Raw genomic sequence first — 18,902 nt, 5'->3', positions numbered from 1 at the left:
TAAGTCAACTGCAACTCCATTATCAGTGTTAACTACTTCGCATAAATATTTCACACTGATTAATTTTTTTACCTCTTTCTGCTTTTTCAGTTCTTCTACCAAGTTCATATCAATGTCATCAAAAAACAGATTATAATCTCCATGTAAATTTTTTGCTTCTCTTATCTGACTATCATATCCCGAATCTCTGATTACAAGCATTGAAAAGATTAGCATAACCGCTAATCCCACACCTGCCAAAAGTGGTATAGTTTTTCCTTTTTGCTTTTTTATATAGGAAAAAGCCAATTTAATTATCATCAAACTTCCCACCTCATCTTTGTATTTCTCATAAATATTTAAGGCTCATGATACTATGTCATACAAAATACTTCTCCAAGCAATTTAAAAAATAAATACTTTATTAAATATCATATTTGCCTCCGTACACCTATCCTTTTACACTTAAATTGCTTTTAATTACATTATACAGTAAACAATAATATATATCATCCCTGATTTAAGGAATGGAAAAGGCCATCTTCAGGGGGTTTAAGAATTCTGCATTTCCTTGGAATTGATAAAAGTAACGATATAATGATAATAAGAAAGAACCCCACAAGTATTTCTACCTGTGAGGTCCAAAACCCGCTGGTTGCCGTGTTCGTCAGTTTTCGACAAAACTCGGGCGGTGCCAGGCACCTTTGAAAAAAAAGAAGAACCAACCGGTTAAGGTCAGTTCTTCTTGATTGCTACTGTTTCTTATAACACAGAGTGACTGTCCCCTTGTGTTCCCTAAATATCTAATTCAAGTACTACCGCAACCGTTACATTTTCAGTAAGATTTGTGAGTGTAAATGTAGTTCCTGTAGCGCCAGCTACTGCTGTTCCATTTACAGTCCATTCTTTTACTCTATATCCTGCATCTGGTGTTACTGTAAACACTATATCTTTTCCTACTAATACAGTTGCACCTGTAGTGATCGTTGTTCCATCAACTTTTGCTGTTAATGTTCCATTAGCTGGGTTTGTAAATGTTACTGTTTTAGTTGGAAGTGCTTCAAGTACAACTGCAACTGTTGCATTAGCCTTAACATTGCTAAGTGTAAACTTAGTTCCTGTTTGGCCAGCTACTGCTGTTCCATTTACAGTCCATTCTTTTACTCTATATCCTGCATCTGGAATAGCTAGGAATACAACATCCTTTCCTTCCGCTACAAGGGCACCTGTGCTGATTTCGGTTCCATCAACGGAAGCTTTAAGTTTACCGCTAGTTGGATTTGCAAATGTTATTGTATATTCAGGAATCGCTTCAAATGCAACTGTTACAGTTTTTGCTTCCTTGACGTTTGTAAGTGTGAACGTATTTCCTTTTTCTCCAGCTACTGCTGTTCCATTTACAGTCCACTCTTTTACTCTATATCCTGCATCTGGTGTCGCTGTAAATACTACGTCTTTACCTTCTTTTACTTGAGCTACAGATGTAACTGCTACTCCATCAACTTTTGCTGCTATTGAGCCGTTGCTTCCAGTTACGCTAAATGTAACTGCATATTTAGGAGTTGCTTTTGCGATGAAGTTTGTGCTTGCTAATGCTGTATTTAAGTCTTTCAGGTTGTATAGTTCTGCCGTTCCAATATCTCCAGCAGTAAATGCACTATCTCCAAAGTCAGCTTTACCATTTACAACAGTTGCTGATTTAACAGTTGCTCCAACTTTTGTCATTACTACAAATGTATCTGTAGTTTTAGCATCTGATGGTAACGTTACATTGAATAGACCGTCAGCAATATAACTTACTGTTCCTGTTGTCGGTGGTGGATTACCTGCAGGTTTTTCACTTACTGTTGCAGCAATCAGTATGCCGTCATCTTCATCGAGAACATAGTTAATTGAGCCATCTTTATAATCACCAAGTTTTGCTCTAGTGATCTTCTTATCTAACTTTCCTTTGTCGTCTAAGCTATATAGTACTGCTCCACTATCAACTTTAAAAGTTCCTTTGCTAGTTGTTAGATAGCCGTCCTTATAGCTGACAATATCGGCAGTGGTAGAATCTGTTTTAACTACTGCCTCATCCTTATTGTTGAATTTAAACGCTACTACTGAGCCTTTCTCGAATTTGTCTACATCATCGATCTTATAGTCTTTTTCGCCTTCGCCGAAGACGTTGATTGTTGCATAGTATGAACCACCAGATTTATAAGGATCATCAGTTACTACGCCATAATAGATATCTTCTTCAACGCCTGAAAATTCTTTGTTAAGCATCACGATAAAGTCAGCATCGTTGCCGGTTCCTTTAAATACAACAGCTTCGTTACTGCTCTTAATATCTAGTGAGATAAACTTATCAGTTGTTATAACCGCGGGATCAAGCTCTCCGTCGCTGTTTAGCGCCTGCATAATAACTGTATCGCTTGTAACATAGAAGTTCTGAGAACCACCAACTGTAATAAGTTTCTTGTCGGGATCTTTTACGAGTTTTCCGACATATACGTCACTATTTAACACGCTGGTAGTCAACTTATCAGCGGGATAAGCCTTTACTACACTAGCATCTCCTTTTAATTGTGCAACTACAGACTTTTCTTTAGCAATTTCATTTGCAGAAGTTAATTTGTATTTTAATGCTGCATATGTGAGGTCGCTTCCAGTTTTGTAATAATCGAAACCTGTCAATTCATGGAATTCTGTTGAGCTTTCAGCTGTATAGTCTACTTCTTTGCCTTCTTTGTTGAAGACTGTGAGAGTGACATATCTTCCGTCTTTAGCATATGTTACTACCCCATAAAGATTGCCGCTGGTAGCTTTGGCTGCACCGGTAACCAGCATAACTTCGCCGTTGAGGTCGAGGACTGCTGTTACATCTTCATCAACAAAGTCTTCTACATTGTCAAGGCCTTCCCATACATCATAGTTGTCGCCTTTGTCAAGGGTAACTACGGCATCATTGCCCTTGTCATACCAGGTACCATCTATTTTGATGGAGTCTGCTTTTACAGCATCAACTTTGCCTTCTACTGAATTGTTGTTGACTACTATGTTAATCTCGTCGTCATCTTCCCAGTAGAAAATGGAAGAATATTCTTTAATATCCTTTACATCGGCTTTTGAAAAGTCAGGATTGTAAATATATACATCATCATAATCGCTAAGATCTATTTCGTCATCATCGCCGCTTGCGGCATCAACGAACTTAACAAGAGTCTTGTCAACTTCTGTTACTACGCCAGTTTCCTTAAATGAGAACACATTTGCGAATACCAACTTGCCACTTTCGCGAACAAATTTGCCATAAGCGTCTGCCGGTATCTTTGAAAAATCTGTTACTTTGCTGAAGTTTACATAAGCTTCTGCGCCGCTTGCTACATCAAATGTGTCGTCTGCAACTTTAAGTTCGATTTCGTCTTTAGCCGGTGTTCCTGTTACTGTGTCAAGAAGAATGTCCTTAGCATTTGTGGAGATATCAACAAATACTATCTCGTCATCATCATTGATCCATGCATCGACTTTAAGTCCAAATAGTGCTTCAGGTGTTTCATCTGTTAAGAGTGTGTAAACATCGGAATTTGTCTCATTGCCCTTGCTGTCGTATTCTGTAAGCTCTACTTCATCTTCGTCAAGAGCACTGTCGGTTCTTGCGATTGCTGTAACTCTTACATCGTCATATTCGTCAACTTTCATCTTGGATAAGAAGGTGGTGTTTTCATCTTCTTCATACTGCTTTAGATCGCCATAACCTGTTTGTTTCAGGTGTGCAACGGTTAAGGAGTTGTCGACCATCATTACTACATCGCCGCGGATTGCAGGAGCATCCGGTGATGCGCTGACATCGTCAAACAGTCCTAGATCGTCGGCTTTGCCCATTACGCCTGCGGGCCATGGTGCGCCTTCAACTGTTACGCCGTAGTTCATTGCATATAATAACATTTTTGCCATTTCAGCATATGTTACATTGGCGTTTCCTCTGAAGGTTCCATCAGGATAGCCGTTGATGATTCCCTGGCCTACTCCCAGATTTATGTAGCCTGTTGCCCACTGCAGTGAGGGATCGGCATTTGCATCGGCAAACTTAGTCTGTCCCTTCATTAGGCTTGCAGAAGTTTCCAGGCCGGAGATTCTGACAACTATGGCCAGGGCCTCTGCTCTTGTGATGGGTTTGTCTAAGTTTAGATTGCCTTGGTCGTCGCCCTTTAAGTATCCGAGGGCCATTGCTCTTACTACTTCTTTGGGTAGATTCTCATCAGTTACTTTTGCTGAAGAAGAAGTAGCTGCAAACCCTACTGTGAATGTGCTGAGCACAAACGCGAATACTAATAGGGTGACAAGTAATTTTTTTGCTTTCTTCATACTCAAATCCTCCTTTTAATTTTAAGAGATATTACTAAATTCCAGATAAAGGCATTTTACATTCCTCTCGGTGTTATCTCCCTCCCTTTCCAAATAGTTATTGAAAACATTGAAGGGCCATGAAACACTGAAACAGAGCAACTATAAATGTAACATTACGTGTTGATTTATAATTGCTCGCCGAAATTGAAAGTTAAAGAGAAACTTTAACTTTTATCAAGGTGTCAATGTCCCGCATCTAGCAATATTATAGCATCGGTCAGGTAAGTGGTCAACATTTTTGACAAAATGTAACACAAATGTAATATCTAAAAGCAGTGTTATTTCTCGCCTGCAACGAATTTCTTGGCGTTTTCAGCCATGTTCTTCAAGGATTCTTTGACCTTGCCGTGAAATTCTTCTGCCGGCATCCCTGTCATAATCTCTATAACATCATCAAAGGTTTCGGCAGCATAAATATGGAACTTTCCTTCTTCGGCAGCCGATACTACCTCAGGTTTTAGCATAAGGTTTGTAATGTTTTGGCAAGGAATTACAACGCCTTGGGTTCCGGTAAGCCCCTTGAGCTTGCATGCATGATAAAAACCTTCAATTTTATAAGTAGTACCGCCTACCGGCTGAATCCTTCCGTGCTGGTCAAGGGAACCTGTAACTGCTATATCCTGACGCACAGGCACCGAAGATATGGCAGAAAGCAGCGCGATAAGTTCCGCGCAAGTTGCGCTGTCGCCCTCAACCCCACCGTAGTTTTGTTCAAAGGTAAGGCTTGCAGATATGCTAAGAGGTATATCCTTTGCATACTTTTCGCCCAGATAACCTGTAAGGATCATAACAGCCTTGTCGTGAATCTTGCCGCTCATCTTTACTTCCCGCTCGATGTTCACCACACCGGAATTACCAAGATACGCTCTTGCGGTAATGCGAGAAGGCTGGCCGAAGATGTAGTCTATAGTATCTAGCACCGAAAGCCCGTTAACTTGGCCGATAGCAGTGCCTTCCGTGTCTACCAGTATTTCTCCTCTTTGAATCGCAGAAAGCAGGCGCTCTTCTATGCGGTTGGAGCGGTAGACCTTTTCTGCCACAGCCTTTTCTACATCTTCCTTGTCTGCGATGCTCTTTTCGGCAAGCTGAGCCCAGGTGCTTGCTTCATAAAGCACATCTAGGATTTCATTAAATCTTGTGGAAAGTTTTGTCTTGTCTTCTGCAAGGCGGGAGCTGTAGTCTATAATCTCGGCAACACCGTCCGGATTAAAGTCCAAAAGTCCCCTTGTTTTTACGATGTCTGATATCAGCTGAGCATATTTTTTAATGTTTTGGGCGTTCCGGTCCATCTCTACATCAAAATCGACTTTGACCTTAAAAAGTTTCTTGAAATCTTCATCATACACATTTAGCAGGCTGTAGATATAGGGGTTTCCGATAAGGATAACCTTAACATCTATGGGAATTGCCTCAGGCCTTAATGTAACAGTTGGGAAAAGCAGGTATTCCTGACCTATATTTTCTGGCCTTGACTCGCCGTTTGTAAGCGTTCTCTTTAGGGCATCCCAAGCATAAGGCTCCTTAAAAAGATCTGCAGCTTCAATGATAAGATAGCCGCCGTTTGCTCGGTGGATCGCACCGCTTTTTATAAGCATAAAATCTGTGACTACAGTGCCAAAGCGGGCCTTACCCTCTACTTTTCCAAAAAGGTTGTAATATGTAGGATTTGTCTCGAAGATGACAGGGGCGTGGGTAGTAGATTTGTTGTCGACAAAGACATTCACCTGATACCTTTGGAAAAACTCCGACGGAGCAGGGCCCGGATAAAAAGGCAGAAATTCCATGCCTTCCGGCCTTTCCTTTTTCTCTTCCTTTATAATACCCAGGTTTTCTACGATATCATCTTTTGCCGCCTTAAGATATTCCAGAACTTTTTCATAATCGCTGTAATCTTTCATCACATCCTCAAAAAGAGGGCTTATTACTGCAAGAGCGGTATCCTCCTCTAATTTTACCATTTCTTCTCTGACGGCTTTGTCAAGAGAGCGCATTTTTCGCATGGCTTCATCGATCTCATTTTGAATCTTCCGGCCTTTTTCTTCCAGTATTTTCTTCTGTTCAGGAGTAAGCGCCTCATATTCTTCCTGGCTCATGGGTTTTGGAGGTATTTCTCTAAAAGACAGCGGTATAGCTATGATGCCCTGGACGGTTTTTTGAAGCAGAAATCCTTCCGCTTTGGCAATTTCATCCAGTTTGGAAAGAATCTCCATGGATTTTTGCTGATACCGTTCAATAATCTCCTGCCGCTGTTTTTCGAAGCTTTCATCGGCGAAGGCTCTGGCTATCTCAGAACGGATATCTTCGATTAGTTTTTCCATATCTTTTGCAAATTCAGAGCCTTTTCCCGCCGGCAGGCTTATGGCAATGGGCTTTTCCGGTTTTGCAAAGTTGTATACATAGACTATATCATTTGGGACAGGTTTTGATTCGGCAGCTTTTGTGACCGCTGCCCTTGCATAGCTTGTCTTGCCGGTGCCGGTAAGACCTGTCATAAAAATGTTGTAGCCTTTAAGGTCTATCTTGAGGCCAAACTCCATAGAACGCACAGCCCGCTCCTGACCTATTATATCTGTTGGAGGGACCAGCTCTTTTGTGGTTTGAAAAGTAAAAATAGACTTATCGCATTTTTCTCTTAGCTGATCATGTTTAAGTTTTGTCAGCATATACGCACCTTCTCATGATTTTTTTATTTGCCTGAAAAAGTTAACCACATTTTGTCTTGCCTTGCGGTATGCCGGGATCACGCTTACCCAAAGATAATAAAAAAACGGCGAAAACGGCATATCAAACTCACCTATAAATTCGACAAACTCACCGCCAAATCCTTTTTTAAATCTGTAAAGTCCGTAAAGTGGATTGTCAGGAGAGGTGTCGCCGGAAACCCCACGAAAATCATACATGGTGCAGTTATTCTCTTTCGCCCACTGAATCATAGCCCACTGAAGGGCATAGTTCGGCATTACATTGCGGTCCTCGTTAGAAGATGCTCCGTATATATACCAGGCCTTGTCGCCGAATATGAAAGCTAAAGTTCCGGCTATATACTTCCCTTCGTATTCTGCCATAAAAAGTCTTGCCATACCGCTTTCTACAAGAATATCCCAAAGGGTTTCAAAGTATTCAAAACTCCTTACTAAAAACTTGTCTCTTATGCAGGTTTCCTGCAGTATTTCATAAAACGGCTTTAAATCCTCTTTTGTGCCAACCTTGACTTTAACTCCCCTTCGCTCTGCAAGGCGGATATTGTAGCGGGTCTTACTGTGAAAATTAGCTGCCACATCCTCCAGCGGCTCGCTGATGTCCAGGCGGAACACAAACTTCGGCTGGACGCCTTCAAAGTCCTTGCCGGAATCCACCGGTTTAAATCCCAGGGACTTTAGATTGCGGACAACTTCATTGTTAGGTGCCTTTATATCCGGATCTATTTTCATAAGTATGGCGCCGTGCTGCTTGGCAAGAGACTTCACATAAGTAAACAAAAATCGCAATACGGCTTTGTCGGTGTAGTCTGCCACAGGTCCTCTGGGAGCGTAGAAGATGCATTTGTTAAAACCCGGGATAGGCAATTTTCTTTTTAATATGGAAATCCCGGCTTTCGGCTTGCCTTCATCCATTACCAGGAGCCTTATGGGCTGCCAGCCGGTGCTGCGCTTTACCTCCCCCCACTCATAGGACTGAAGCACATGCCCTTTTGGCCCATAAGCCATAAAATTGTTAAAAATATCTTTTTCGGTTTCATCTATGATTTTTATTTCCATTTATATCGTAAAACCTCCAAGCAATGTTATAAAAAAGTCAGCCTTTCTTCTATTATACACGATTAGGCTGACTATTAAAGGATTTAAATATTATTTTTTCTCAAGAGATGCTTTTATGAACCGGTTAAACAGGGGATGAGGCCTGTTGGGCCTGGATTTAAACTCAGGATGGAACTGGGAGCCTACAAACCACGGATGATCTTTAAGCTCTATTATCTCTACAAACTTATCGTCAGGCGATATTCCAGAAAGCTCCATACCTGCCTTTTCAACTACTTCTCTGTAAGAGTTATTAAATTCATAGCGGTGGCGGTGGCGCTCATGTATCAGCTCTGTGCCGTAAGCCTGCATCGCCAAGCTTCCCTTTTTAAGCTTGCAGGGATGGCTGCCAAGGCGCATGGCACCTCTTTCTTTTCCCGGCTCTTCAGGCGGAAAATCAAATATGGGGTAAGGAGTTTCCGGATTTACTTCTGTAGAATGGGCATCTTTTAGGCCACATACATTTCGTGCAAACTCTACTACAGCAGATTGCATTCCTATTCCAATACCGAAAAACGGTATCTTGTTTTCTCTTGCATATTTTGCGGTCATTATCATGCCATCTATGCCCCGCTCGCCAAAGCCACCTGGCACTATGATGCCATCTATCCCGCTGAAAATCGAGGAAAAGTCCGTATCTTCGCATTCCAGTTTTTCAGAAGATATCCATTTTATACTTACCCTTGCGTTATTTGCTACACCTCCGTGGGTTAAGGCTTCAGCTACACTGATATACGCATCTCTCAGTTCCACATACTTGCCTACAAGGGCAATATTTACATGGTGCAGTGGGTTTTTTATCTTTCTTACAATCTCTTCCCATTCTGAAAGGTCTGCTTTTTTGCCGTCAACTCCCAGTTTTTTTGCGACTATTTCATCAAGGCCTTCGTCTCTTAAGACAAGAGGCACTTCATATATTGTTTCCACATCATTGTTCTGAATTACGCATTCAGGCTCCACATTGCAGAAAAGCGCTATTTTTTCCTTTACGTCCTGCGGTATCACCCGTTCGCTGCGGCATACAATGATATCGGGCTGAATACCGATACTCCGAAGCTCCTTTACGCTGTGCTGAGTAGGTTTTGTCTTCAGCTCGCCGGCTTTTGCGATATACGGCACTAGGGTTACATGCACATAAAGGACGTTTTCTCGCCCTACATCGGTCTTCATCTGTCTTATAGCCTCCAAAAAAGGCAGGCCTTCTATATCCCCTACGGTGCCTCCTATTTCAGTGATTACCACATCGGCCTTTGATTCTTTTCCTACCCGCATTATCCGCTCTTTGATTTCATTTGTTATATGAGGTATAACCTGAATAGTTTTGCCGCTGTACTTTCCTTCCCGCTCTTTTTTAATAACAGACCAGTAAATAAGTCCTGTGGTAATATCACTGTTTTTGGTAAGATTTACATCAATAAATCTTTCATAGTGACCTAAATCAAGGTCAGCTTCTCCTCCATCATCTGTTACAAAAACCTCTCCGTGCTGATAGGGACTCAGTGTTCCGGTATCCACATTAATATAGGGGTCACATTTCTGCATGGTGACAGATAGACCCCTACTTTTCAACAGACGGCCGATAGAAGCTGCCGTTATACCTTTTCCCAGGGAAGAAATAACTCCTCCTGTTACAAATATGTATTTAGTTGGCATTTTTGAATCCCCCTTGAAATTTATCTTAAAAAGACAATTACATTCTATTTTAGTCATTCGCTATAGTGGTTGTCAATAGATAAACCTACAAAAAAATCCCCAAAAGGTAAAACTCTTAAGGGGATTTATAGGGCTATATTTTATTCGTAATTTAATATTATCACGCGTCTTTCGTCTCCAAGGGTTTCCGGCGTTATCTCAATAGTATTGGAATCAATCCGCTCCGCATTTCCAATCTTTTCTACAAATTTGTCCACCGGATCAATTGGCATGCTTACCGCCGGTGTCTTATAGTGCATGGGAATTACAATCTTTGGAGAAATTTGATCTATTACAGCTAGAGCTCCCTCGGCATTTACCGTAAATGTGCCGCCTACGGGAATCAATAAAACATCTATGTCGCCGATTTCCTCCAGCTGGCTCTTAGAAAGCAAATGGCCCAGGTCTCCAAGGTGGCAGATTCTTAAACCGTCGATTTCGAACACAAAGATTATATTGGGTCCTCTTTTTGCTCCCTTTGCCTCATCGTGAAAGGCCGGAACTCCCTTTATGTTTATACCGTCTATTGCACATTCGCCTGCTGATCTTATAACTTCCGGCTCGCCTTGAATTCCTTCCACATAATTATGGTCATAGTGTTCATGACTTACAGTTACTATATCTGCTTCTACCATCGGTATCTTATAGCCTACACTGCCGTCAAAGGGGTCGGTGACTATTTTGGTACCGTCATTTGCTTCCAATAAAAAGCAAGAATGACCCAACCATCGAATCTTCACAATATGCAACCTCCCTTTCTTTCCCAATTTAATTTATTGGAATAAAATCGTCCTAACTATTATATATTCTTGCTAAAAGTTAAAATTCCTTCTTTATGTAAGGCATTTATCTTTCTAAGAAATTAGTTACATACGGTCGGGGGCACTGATGCCTAGTATGCTGAGAGCATTTTTTATAACCTGCTGAGCCGCCATTACCAGCAAAAGTCTTGCTGTGGTAAGGTCCTCATCATCTGTCAGTACTCTACATTTATTATAAAAGGAATGAAATACAGAGGCAATCTCTTGAGAGTAAACCGTAATTCGGTATGGTGCAAGGTTGTCTGCCGCAAGCCTTATCTCACCGGGAAAATCAGCCATCTTTTTAATAAGATCTGTTTCTGCCTCTTCCTTAAGAAGCTCAAGATATTTGCTTATTTCTTCCTCGGAAAAATGATTTATATCAGGAATACGGGCTCCCTGCTCTGCTGCCTGCCGTAGTATACTGGATATTCGCGCATGGGCATACTGCACATAATATACAGGGTTGTCCTCTGATTGTTTTATTGCCAAATCCAGGTCAAAATCCAGATGAGTATCGGCACTTCTAAGGTTAAAGAAAAATCTGGCTGCATCTTTTCCTACTTCTTCTATGATATCGCTAAGGGTTACTGCCCGGCCTGTGCGCTTCGACATACGGGCTATTTCGCCGTTTCGGTAAAGCCTTACAAGCTGAATAATAATCACAGTAAGTTTGTCCGGATCATAGCCTAAGGCTTTAAGCGCCCCTTTCATCCTGGCTACATGGCCATGGTGATCGGCTCCCCAGATATCTATCACCCAATCAAAACCCCTGTCGAATTTATTCTTGTGATAGGCAATGTCTGAGGCAAAATAGGTAGGCAGGCCGTTTGCTCGAATAAGCACTTCATCCTTCGCCTCGCCTAAGGCTGAAGCCTTAAACCACAATGCCCCGTCTTTTTCATAGGTGTAGCCCTTTTTTGTAAGCTCGCTTATAACTTCATCTACTTTTCCGCTTTCATAAAGGCTCTGTTCGGAAAACCACACGTCAAAATGCACGCCAAAGGCTTCTAAATCCTCTTTCATGCGCTGGATATTCTTTCTTAGGGCATATTCTATAAAATAAGCTTTTCTGGTTTTAGAGTCCATATTTAAGAACCTGTCGCCTTCTTTTTCGATAAGTTCCTTCATATGCTCCGTTATATCTTCTCCATGATAGCCTCCCTCAGGTATTTCGGCATCCTTGCCCAACAGCTGTAGGTAGCGGGCTTCAAGAGAAAGGCCGAAGTTTTCAATCTGATTGCCGGCATCATTTATGTAAAATTCCCTTGTAACATCATACCCCGTCATTTCAAGTATTGATGCCAGGGCATCTCCCAAAGCTGCTCCTCTGGCGTTTCCCATGTGCATGGGACCGGTGGGATTTGCGCTTACAAACTCCACTTGGACTTTTGTGCCTTTTCCTATGTTGCTTTTCCCAAAGTCTCTGCCGTATTTTAAAACATCATATATAACGGCATTTGCCCAAGTAGGCACAAGATAGAAGTTTATAAAGCCGGGGCCTGCTATCTCTACTTTTTCGATTAGGGGCTCCTTTTCCATATCTATTCTGTCTGCTATGATTTTGCCGATTTTTGCAGGCGCCATCCTAGCTTCCCTTGCAAGAATCATGGCAATATTTGAGGCAAAATCCCCATGTTCTTTGTCTTGCGGAACTTCCATGTAAAAGTCAGGTATATCTTTAACAGGTAGTGCGCCTTCTTCTATGGCTGCCTTTAAAGCAGATAAAATTGCATTCTTTAGTTTTTGCTGAACTTCTGTCTTTAGATCTTTCATAAAATCCTCCTGCAAAATGTGTTTCAATGGCAAAGCTGGTTTGCGCAAATAAATTCTACCACTCAAAGATTCGAATTGCAACAAGCAGGCTTTATTGCTGCTTTTTTCTGCTGCCGGGCTTTTCTATGGGGATATTTTCTTTGCACAAGGGGCATTCTTCAGGCAGGTAGGACTCTACCTCAAGGTTTAATGCATAATAAGCAGGCACCCCGAAATCCACCTTACCCCCGCTGCGGTCCACCAGTGCCGCAACAGCCGCTATATCTCCTTTAAGTTCCTTTACTACTGATATAACTTCTTTTACAGATCCTCCGGTAGTTACAACATCTTCTACCACAAGCACTTTTTCACCGGGCTTTATGGTAAATCCGCGGCGAAGAGCCATCTTTCCGTCCTCTCCTCTTTCCGTAAAAATCGCTCTGGCATCCAGCTGTCTTGCCATCTCATAGGAAACTATAATTCCTCCCATGGCAGGTCCTATTACTGTCTGAATACCCAGATCTTTTACATTTTCGGCAAGCTTTTTTACGACCTGCTCTGTAGCCTTCGGATATTGAAGAAGTTGGGCGCACTGCAGATATTTGTTGCTGTGGCGGCCGGAGGTCAGTAGAAAATGGCCGGTCTTAAGGACATCGGTCTCATAAAAAAGTTTTAATATCTCATCATCTGTCATGAAAATTTCTCCCTTCAAATATGCCGATTTTTTGCTGCTTTTAATATATCATATCTTCGCCTTTATTGAAATAGCTTGCTAAGAGCATCGAGGGGATCTGCCGCAGCGGTAACCGGCCGCCCCACTACTATATAGTCCGCCCCTTTGTCTAAAGCCTGAGCCGGTGTCATTATCCGCTTTTGATCGCCTGCCGCTGCCCAAGTCGGTCTTACACCCGGAGTCACTATGAGAAAGTCCTTTCCTACCGTCTCTCTTATAGCGGATATTTCTTTAGGGGATGCTACAACACCGTCAAGCCCTGCTTTTTTTGCAAGATATGCCAGGGTTTTTACTTGCTCCTTCGGCATCTTATCTATATTCATGGCTGCAAGATCTTTTTCATCAAGACTTGTAAGCACTGTGATGGCAAGTAAAATTGGTTTTTTGCCGCTCTGTGCGCCTTCTGCCGCTTCTTTTGCCTTTGTCATCATCTCCAGCCCTCCGGAAGCATGCACGTCAAGCATAAACGGGCCGGCGCTAATGCAGGATTTAACGGCGCCGGCTACTGTGTTTGGAATATCATGGAATTTTAAATCTAAGAAAACCTTGCATCCTTCATCATTGATTTTTTTTACTATTTCGGGACCAGAGGCACAGAAAAGCTCTAATCCTACTTTAAAAACAGATATTTTATCCTTTAAAAGCCTGACAATATCAAGGGCCTTTCTGTCATCCGGTGTATCTAAAGCTATGATAACCTTATTATAGTCGTAGGTCATAAATAACTGCCTCCTTTAAAATACTAAATATTGTTTTTACCGTTCCTTGCAGCTCCGATTAAACTTTCCATAGATTGACCTTTCATTTTAACATAGGATTTTATGCCTTCTATGATTTCAAGAGGAGCAGTAGGATTTACAAAATTTGCGGTGCCTACGGCCACTGCCGTTGCACCTGCCAAAATAAATTCTACCGCATCTTGCCATGTAGTTATGCCGCCCATCCCTATAACAGGCACATCTACTGCATCGCACACTTCCCAAACCATTCGAAGCGCTATAGGTTTTACTGCAGGTCCCGATAGGCCTGCAAATGTTCTTGAGAATACAGGCTGCTGTTTATCAATGTCTATTGCCGCGCCAACAATGGTATTTATAAGGGAAAGTGCGTCTGCTCCTGCGGATACTGCGGCTTTTGCTATTTCCTGAATATGGGTCACATTTGGAGAAAGTTTGGCTATTATGGGAAGATTTGTGGCTTTTCTCACGGCTTCTATTACTTCAAAGGCGCTTTTTGGATCCTGGCCAAATGCAAGGCCGCCTTTTTCCACATTGGGGCAAGAGATGTTCACCTCTAATGCCGCAAGTTTTTTTAAAGTCGAAAGTTTTTCTGCCGTTTCTTGATATTCTTCAACCGTATCGCCGTCGATATTGGCTATTATCGGAATGCTGAGCTTAGAAAGATAAGGCCATTCTTCTTCTATAAACTTTTCTACGCCGGGATTTTCAAGCCCCACGGAGTTTAGCATACCGGCAGGAGTCTCCCATATGCGGGGAGGCGGGTTTCCCTCCTTAGGAAGAAGGGTAAGGCCCTTTGTCACAAGGGCCCCAAGTTTATTTATATCATAAAAATCCCCATACTCCCTGCCAAATCCAAATGTCCCCGATGCTGTCATCACAGGATTTTGCATTGTAATTCCTGCTATATTGACACTTGTATCAATACTATCCTTCATTTAGATTCTCCTTTAGCAAAGTTCTACCTCGCAAGCCTTAAAAACCGGACCATCCTTACAGACCTTTTTATATCCACCGAAAGAAGATTTTACCGAGCACCCCAGGCATGCTCCTACGCCGCAGGCCATGCGCTGTTCCAGGGAAAGATACGCCAAAATATTTTCCCGCTGCGCAATTTCCTTTATCTTTACCAGCAGAGGTTTGGGGCCGCAGGCATATACGATGGAGGGTGCGGCATTTTTCCGACTTTTAAGCAGATTTTCCAGTATATCAGTAGGAAACCCCTTGTATCCGAAACTTCCGTCATCAGTTGCAATTGACAAGTTTATATCCAGGCACTTTAGATAATCTGTTCCAAAAATTTCGCTTTCAGTTGTAAAGCCTAGGATAACGGAAGCGCTGTTATTGTTTTTCAAAGCGATTTTTTTTGCAAGATATAAAACAGGCGCTGTGCCGATGCCTCCTGCGATTATGATAGGATATGAGTCTTTAGGGGGCATGTAAAATCCGTTTCCCAAAGGGCCTATAATGTCCGCTTTTTCGCCGGGAAGTTTTTCGGAAAGAAGCTTCGTTCCTTCTCCTACTACCCTATATATTATATCTATCCGGCCGTTTTTTTCATCAGCATCTGCTATACTTATGGGTCGTCGAAGGAGAGGGGCAAGGGCTTGAGAGCAGCGAATGTGGAGAAACTGGCCGGGCTCTGCTGTTTTTGCTATATCAGGCGCTTCAAGCTTCATATTATAAATTCCCGGCGCTATTTCTGTGTTTTGCACAATTGGCGCCATTAACACAACAGGTTTACTCAAGTTAATGTTCCTTTCCTTTATGATATTTCGGTTTTTAGGCAAGGGGCACGCAGTGAACCGATGTAGACTCTATTACTTCATATAGCGCCCATGCAGTGTCTAAGGATGTAAGACACGGAATTCCGTCTTCCGCCGCCGCTCTCCTTATTTTAAACCCGTCTCTTTGAGGAGCCTTGCCTCGAGTCAGGGTATTTATTATCATATCAATTTTGTTTTCCCGGATAAGGTCGATGATATTCGGAGAACCTTCTTCTACCTTATTCACCACTTCTACCGGAACTCCAGCCGCTTCTAAGGCCTTTGCCGTTCCGCTGGTGGCATATATTTTAAAGCCCAGCTGCCAGAATTTCTTGATGAGTTCTACCGCTTCTTCTTTATCTCGGTCTGCAATGGTTGCAAGTATTGCTCCATCGGTGGGAACCGTAATGCCGGAGGCAATAAATGCCTTGTAAAGTGCTTTTTCAAAAGTCTTCTCCATGCCCAAAACCTCACCGGTAGACTTCATTTCAGGGCCCAGGGAAGGCTCCACCATCCGCAGTTTGGAGAAGGAAAACACAGGAGCTTTTACTGCGACAAAGTCAGGCCTCGGCGGCATAAGCCCGCCTTTATAGCCGAAATCGGCAAGGGTTGCTCCCAGGGCTATTTTAGTTGCTATATTCACCATCGGAACATTAGTTATCTTGCTCATGTATGGAACAGTGCGGCTTGAACGAGGATTTACCTCTATTATATAAACATCGTCATCTTCTACTACAAATTGGATGTTTATAAGGCCTTTTACAGAAAGTCTCAGTGCTATCCTAGTAGTATAATCTACAATCTTTTCTACGGCTTTAGGGCTTAGGGTCTTGTGGGGATAAACAGCTATGCTGTCTCCGGAATGAATACCTGCCCGCTCGATATGCTCCATTATACCCGGAATCAGGACTTCCTTTCCGTCGCAGACTGCATCTACTTCTGTCTCAGTGCCTGCGATATATCGGTCAAGGAGTACCGGTTTTTCGCTGGAAGCCTCAACGGCGTTTTCCATGTAGCTTTTTAGCTCATCCATGTTATCAACTATTTCCATAGCCCTGCCTCCAAGCACATATGAAGGCCTTACAAGTAGCGGAAAACCTATTTCTCCTGCTTTAGCCAAGGCTTCTTCTACGCTTCTTGCGGTTACCGCCTTTGGCCTGGGTATGCCCAGTTCGTTTAAAAGGGCGTCAAACTTCTCCCTATCCTCTGCAAGGTCTATGGATTTTACGCTGGTGCCAAAAATTTTTACGCCATGATTTTCCAGGGGTGCCGCAAGATTTATAGCGGTCTGGCCTCCAAACTGGACTATCACCCCAAGGGGTTTTTCCCTGTCGATTATTGAAAGCACATCCTCAATATGCAGAGGTTCGAAATAAAGTCTGTCGGCAGTATTAAAGTCAGTGCTGACTGTTTCCGGGTTGTTGTTGATTATGACAGTTCTGCAGCCTGCCTCTTTAGCTGCCCATACAGCATGGACTGAACAGTAGTCAAATTCTATGCCCTGTCCTATGCGTATAGGGCCGGAACCTAAAATGATTACAGGCGGCTTTTCTTGGATATAGTCCCTGTCAGGGCTTTCAAAGGATGAATAGAAGTAGGGCAGCGCTTTTGTATCTTCGAAGGGACAGGTCTTTACCGCCCTATATGAAGGAAGGATGCTGTTTTTATCTCTCAATGATTTAATTTCTTCTTCAGTTTTGCCGGTAATCTCAGATATTAGCTTATCTGGAAACTGCATGGCCTTTGCTTCTTTTATAAGCTTGGGCGAAAGTTCTTCTTTTGCAAGTTTTTCTTCCATGGAAATTATATTTTTTATCTTTTCAAGAAAAAACTTGTCTATTTTGCTAAGATTCTCTATCTCTTCAATGCTCATGCCTTTTCTTAATCCCTCAGCTACTGCAAACAGCCGCTCGTCTGTAGGATTTTGAATTTTGTCTTTTAAAGCTTCGATGTCGGCCTCTTTGGAATTCTTCAACGGCAGGCCCATAAATCCCTGCTCTAATGACCGTATCGCTTTCATTAAGGCTCCTTCCAGGTTTGTATCAATAGCCATTACTTCTCCCGTAGCCTTCATCTGAGTGCCTAAAGAGCGATCGGCGTAGCTGAATTTATCAAAGGGCCAGCGGGGAACTTTTACGACAACATAATCTACTACAGGCTCATAATAAGCGCTGCCGCAGCCGTTTACGGGATTTTTTATCTCATCTAAGCAAAGCCCTGTTGCAAGCTTAGCAGTTATCTTGGCTATGGGATAGCCTGCGGCTTTTGACGCCAAGGCGCTTGAGCGGCTGACCCTTGGGTTTACTTCTATGACATAATAATTGCCAAAAGCAGAGTCCAGTGCAAACTGGATATTGCATCCTCCTTCAATTCCCAATGCCCTGATTATTTTAAAAGAGGCATTTTTTAGCATTTTATATTCATCCCGGGTCAGAGTTTGAGTAGGTGCCACTACTATGCTGTCGCCGGTATGGACTCCCACCGGATCTATATTTTCCATATCGCAGATACAAATACATTGATCTTTTCTATCCCTTATAACTTCAAATTCTATTTCTTTCATACCTAAAAGACTTTTTTCCAAAAGTACTTGATGAATTCGGCTAAGTCTGAGACCGTGATGGGTTATTTCCAAAAGTTCTTCTTCAGTGCGGGCTATGCCTCCTCCTGTGCCGCCAAGGGTATATGCAGGCCGGACTATAAGGGGGAGGCCGGCTTCTTTGGCAAAGGCCATAGCTTCTTCAACGCTGTGCACTATGCGGCTGTCAGGCACCGGTTCGCCTATTTCTTCCATGAGGTTTTTGAACAGCTCTCGATCTTCAGCCTTTTTAATTGAACCAAGGGGCGTTCCCAGCAGTCTTACGCCCTCTCTGTCTAAAATACCTTTTTCCGCAAGTTCTACTGCCATGTTAAGGCCTACTTGACCGCCGAGGGTCGCCAACAGGCCATCAGGCTTTTCCATTCTCAAAACTTTTGCGGCAAATTCCGGTGTAATTGGTTCTACATAGACCTTGTCGGCTATATGGGAATCAGTCATTATTGTGGCAGGGTTACTGTTTATTAATACAACTTCCAAGCCTTCTTCTTTTAAGGAAAGGCATGCTTGTGTGCCTGCGTAGTCAAACTCTGCAGCCTGTCCTATTATGATAGGGCCGGAACCTATCACCATTACTTTTTTTATACTCTTATCTTTAGGCATGAAAAAATCTCCTTTCGTAAAGCCGGTTAAACTTACATATAGTATATTT

The 18,902-nt window shown here is 42.5% G+C and carries 11 protein-coding genes and 1 pseudogene; all 12 read right to left on the bottom strand.

Annotation, left to right across the window (positions count from 1 at the left end; genetic code table 11):
- Positions 1-300: pseudogene (locus BUE08_RS09200) on the bottom strand (ABC transporter permease); the annotation flags it as partial.
- A gap of 474 nt (positions 301-774) precedes the next feature.
- Positions 775-4,332 carry an InlB B-repeat-containing protein gene (locus tag BUE08_RS09195; RefSeq protein WP_286680786.1) on the bottom strand — a complete coding sequence of 1,186 codons (3,558 nt, stop codon included), beginning with the start codon at positions 4,330-4,332 and terminating at the stop codon, positions 775-777.
- Positions 4,333-4,652: 320 nt separating this feature from the next.
- Complete coding sequence (locus tag BUE08_RS09190; protein ID WP_213950401.1) at positions 4,653-7,037, bottom strand: Lon protease family protein; 2,385 nt, start codon at positions 7,035-7,037, stop codon at positions 4,653-4,655.
- A 12-nt stretch (positions 7,038-7,049) separates the two neighbouring features.
- Positions 7,050-8,132 (bottom strand): lipid II:glycine glycyltransferase FemX, encoded by a 1,083-nt coding sequence (locus tag BUE08_RS09185; protein ID WP_286680785.1) that lies wholly within the window; start codon positions 8,130-8,132, stop codon positions 7,050-7,052.
- 90 nt (positions 8,133-8,222) lie between these two features.
- Entirely contained in the window at positions 8,223-9,824 is a 1,602-nt protein-coding gene (pyrG, locus tag BUE08_RS09180) for a CTP synthase (protein ID WP_286680784.1), read from the bottom strand.
- A gap of 140 nt (positions 9,825-9,964) precedes the next feature.
- Positions 9,965-10,603 (bottom strand): MBL fold metallo-hydrolase, encoded by a 639-nt coding sequence (locus BUE08_RS09175; protein ID WP_059033137.1) that lies wholly within the window; start codon positions 10,601-10,603, stop codon positions 9,965-9,967.
- Between the two features lie 126 nt (positions 10,604-10,729).
- The gene (gene argS / locus BUE08_RS09170; RefSeq protein ID WP_213950405.1) at positions 10,730-12,439 is read right to left on the bottom strand and encodes an arginine--tRNA ligase; all 1,710 of its coding nucleotides are present in this window, start codon (positions 12,437-12,439) and stop codon (positions 10,730-10,732) included.
- Between the two features lie 91 nt (positions 12,440-12,530).
- Entirely contained in the window at positions 12,531-13,112 is a 582-nt protein-coding gene (gene pyrE / locus BUE08_RS09165) for an orotate phosphoribosyltransferase (RefSeq protein ID WP_059033142.1), read from the bottom strand.
- A gap of 62 nt (positions 13,113-13,174) precedes the next feature.
- On the bottom strand, positions 13,175-13,870 hold the full coding sequence (gene pyrF / locus BUE08_RS09160) for an orotidine-5'-phosphate decarboxylase (protein ID WP_059033143.1): 696 nt from the start codon (positions 13,868-13,870) through the stop codon (positions 13,175-13,177).
- Positions 13,871-13,893: 23 nt separating this feature from the next.
- Positions 13,894-14,826, bottom strand: coding sequence for a dihydroorotate dehydrogenase (locus BUE08_RS09155; RefSeq protein ID WP_213950406.1), 933 nt, complete (start codon positions 14,824-14,826; stop codon positions 13,894-13,896).
- 12 nt (positions 14,827-14,838) lie between these two features.
- A complete protein-coding gene (locus BUE08_RS09150) occupies positions 14,839-15,636 on the bottom strand; it encodes a dihydroorotate dehydrogenase electron transfer subunit (protein WP_273702337.1) in 798 nt (265 codons plus the stop codon).
- A gap of 34 nt (positions 15,637-15,670) precedes the next feature.
- A complete protein-coding gene (gene carB / locus BUE08_RS09145) occupies positions 15,671-18,853 on the bottom strand; it encodes a carbamoyl-phosphate synthase large subunit (protein ID WP_286680783.1) in 3,183 nt (1,060 codons plus the stop codon).
- Between the last annotated feature and the right edge of the window lie 49 nt (positions 18,854-18,902).

Origin of the sequence: Tepidanaerobacter sp. EBM-49 (genome assembly GCF_001896645.1) — a bacterium.
Classification (GTDB): domain Bacteria; phylum Bacillota; class Thermosediminibacteria; order Thermosediminibacterales; family Tepidanaerobacteraceae; genus Tepidanaerobacter; species Tepidanaerobacter syntrophicus.
Note: the sequence above shows the minus strand (reverse complement) of the source record. Positions and strands in the feature narration are given on the sequence as shown.

Excerpts from the sequence above, each read along its gene's own strand:
- pyrE (WP_059033142.1), bottom strand. The coding sequence starts at position 13,112 with ATGACAGATGATGAGATATTAAAACTTTTTTATGAGACCGATGTCCTT.
- BUE08_RS09155 (WP_213950406.1), bottom strand. The coding sequence starts at position 14,826 with ATGAAGGATAGTATTGATACAAGTGTCAATATAGCAGGAATTACAATG.
- BUE08_RS09195 (WP_286680786.1), bottom strand. The coding sequence starts at position 4,332 with ATGAAGAAAGCAAAAAAATTACTTGTCACCCTATTAGTATTCGCGTTT.
- BUE08_RS09190 (WP_213950401.1), bottom strand. The coding sequence starts at position 7,037 with ATGCTGACAAAACTTAAACATGATCAGCTAAGAGAAAAATGCGATAAG.
- carB (WP_286680783.1), bottom strand. The coding sequence starts at position 18,853 with ATGCCTAAAGATAAGAGTATAAAAAAAGTAATGGTGATAGGTTCCGGC.
- BUE08_RS09185 (WP_286680785.1), bottom strand. The coding sequence starts at position 8,132 with ATGGAAATAAAAATCATAGATGAAACCGAAAAAGATATTTTTAACAAT.
- argS (WP_213950405.1), bottom strand. The coding sequence starts at position 12,439 with ATGAAAGATCTAAAGACAGAAGTTCAGCAAAAACTAAAGAATGCAATT.
- pyrG (WP_286680784.1), bottom strand. The coding sequence starts at position 9,824 with ATGCCAACTAAATACATATTTGTAACAGGAGGAGTTATTTCTTCCCTG.
- pyrF (WP_059033143.1), bottom strand. The coding sequence starts at position 13,870 with ATGACCTACGACTATAATAAGGTTATCATAGCTTTAGATACACCGGAT.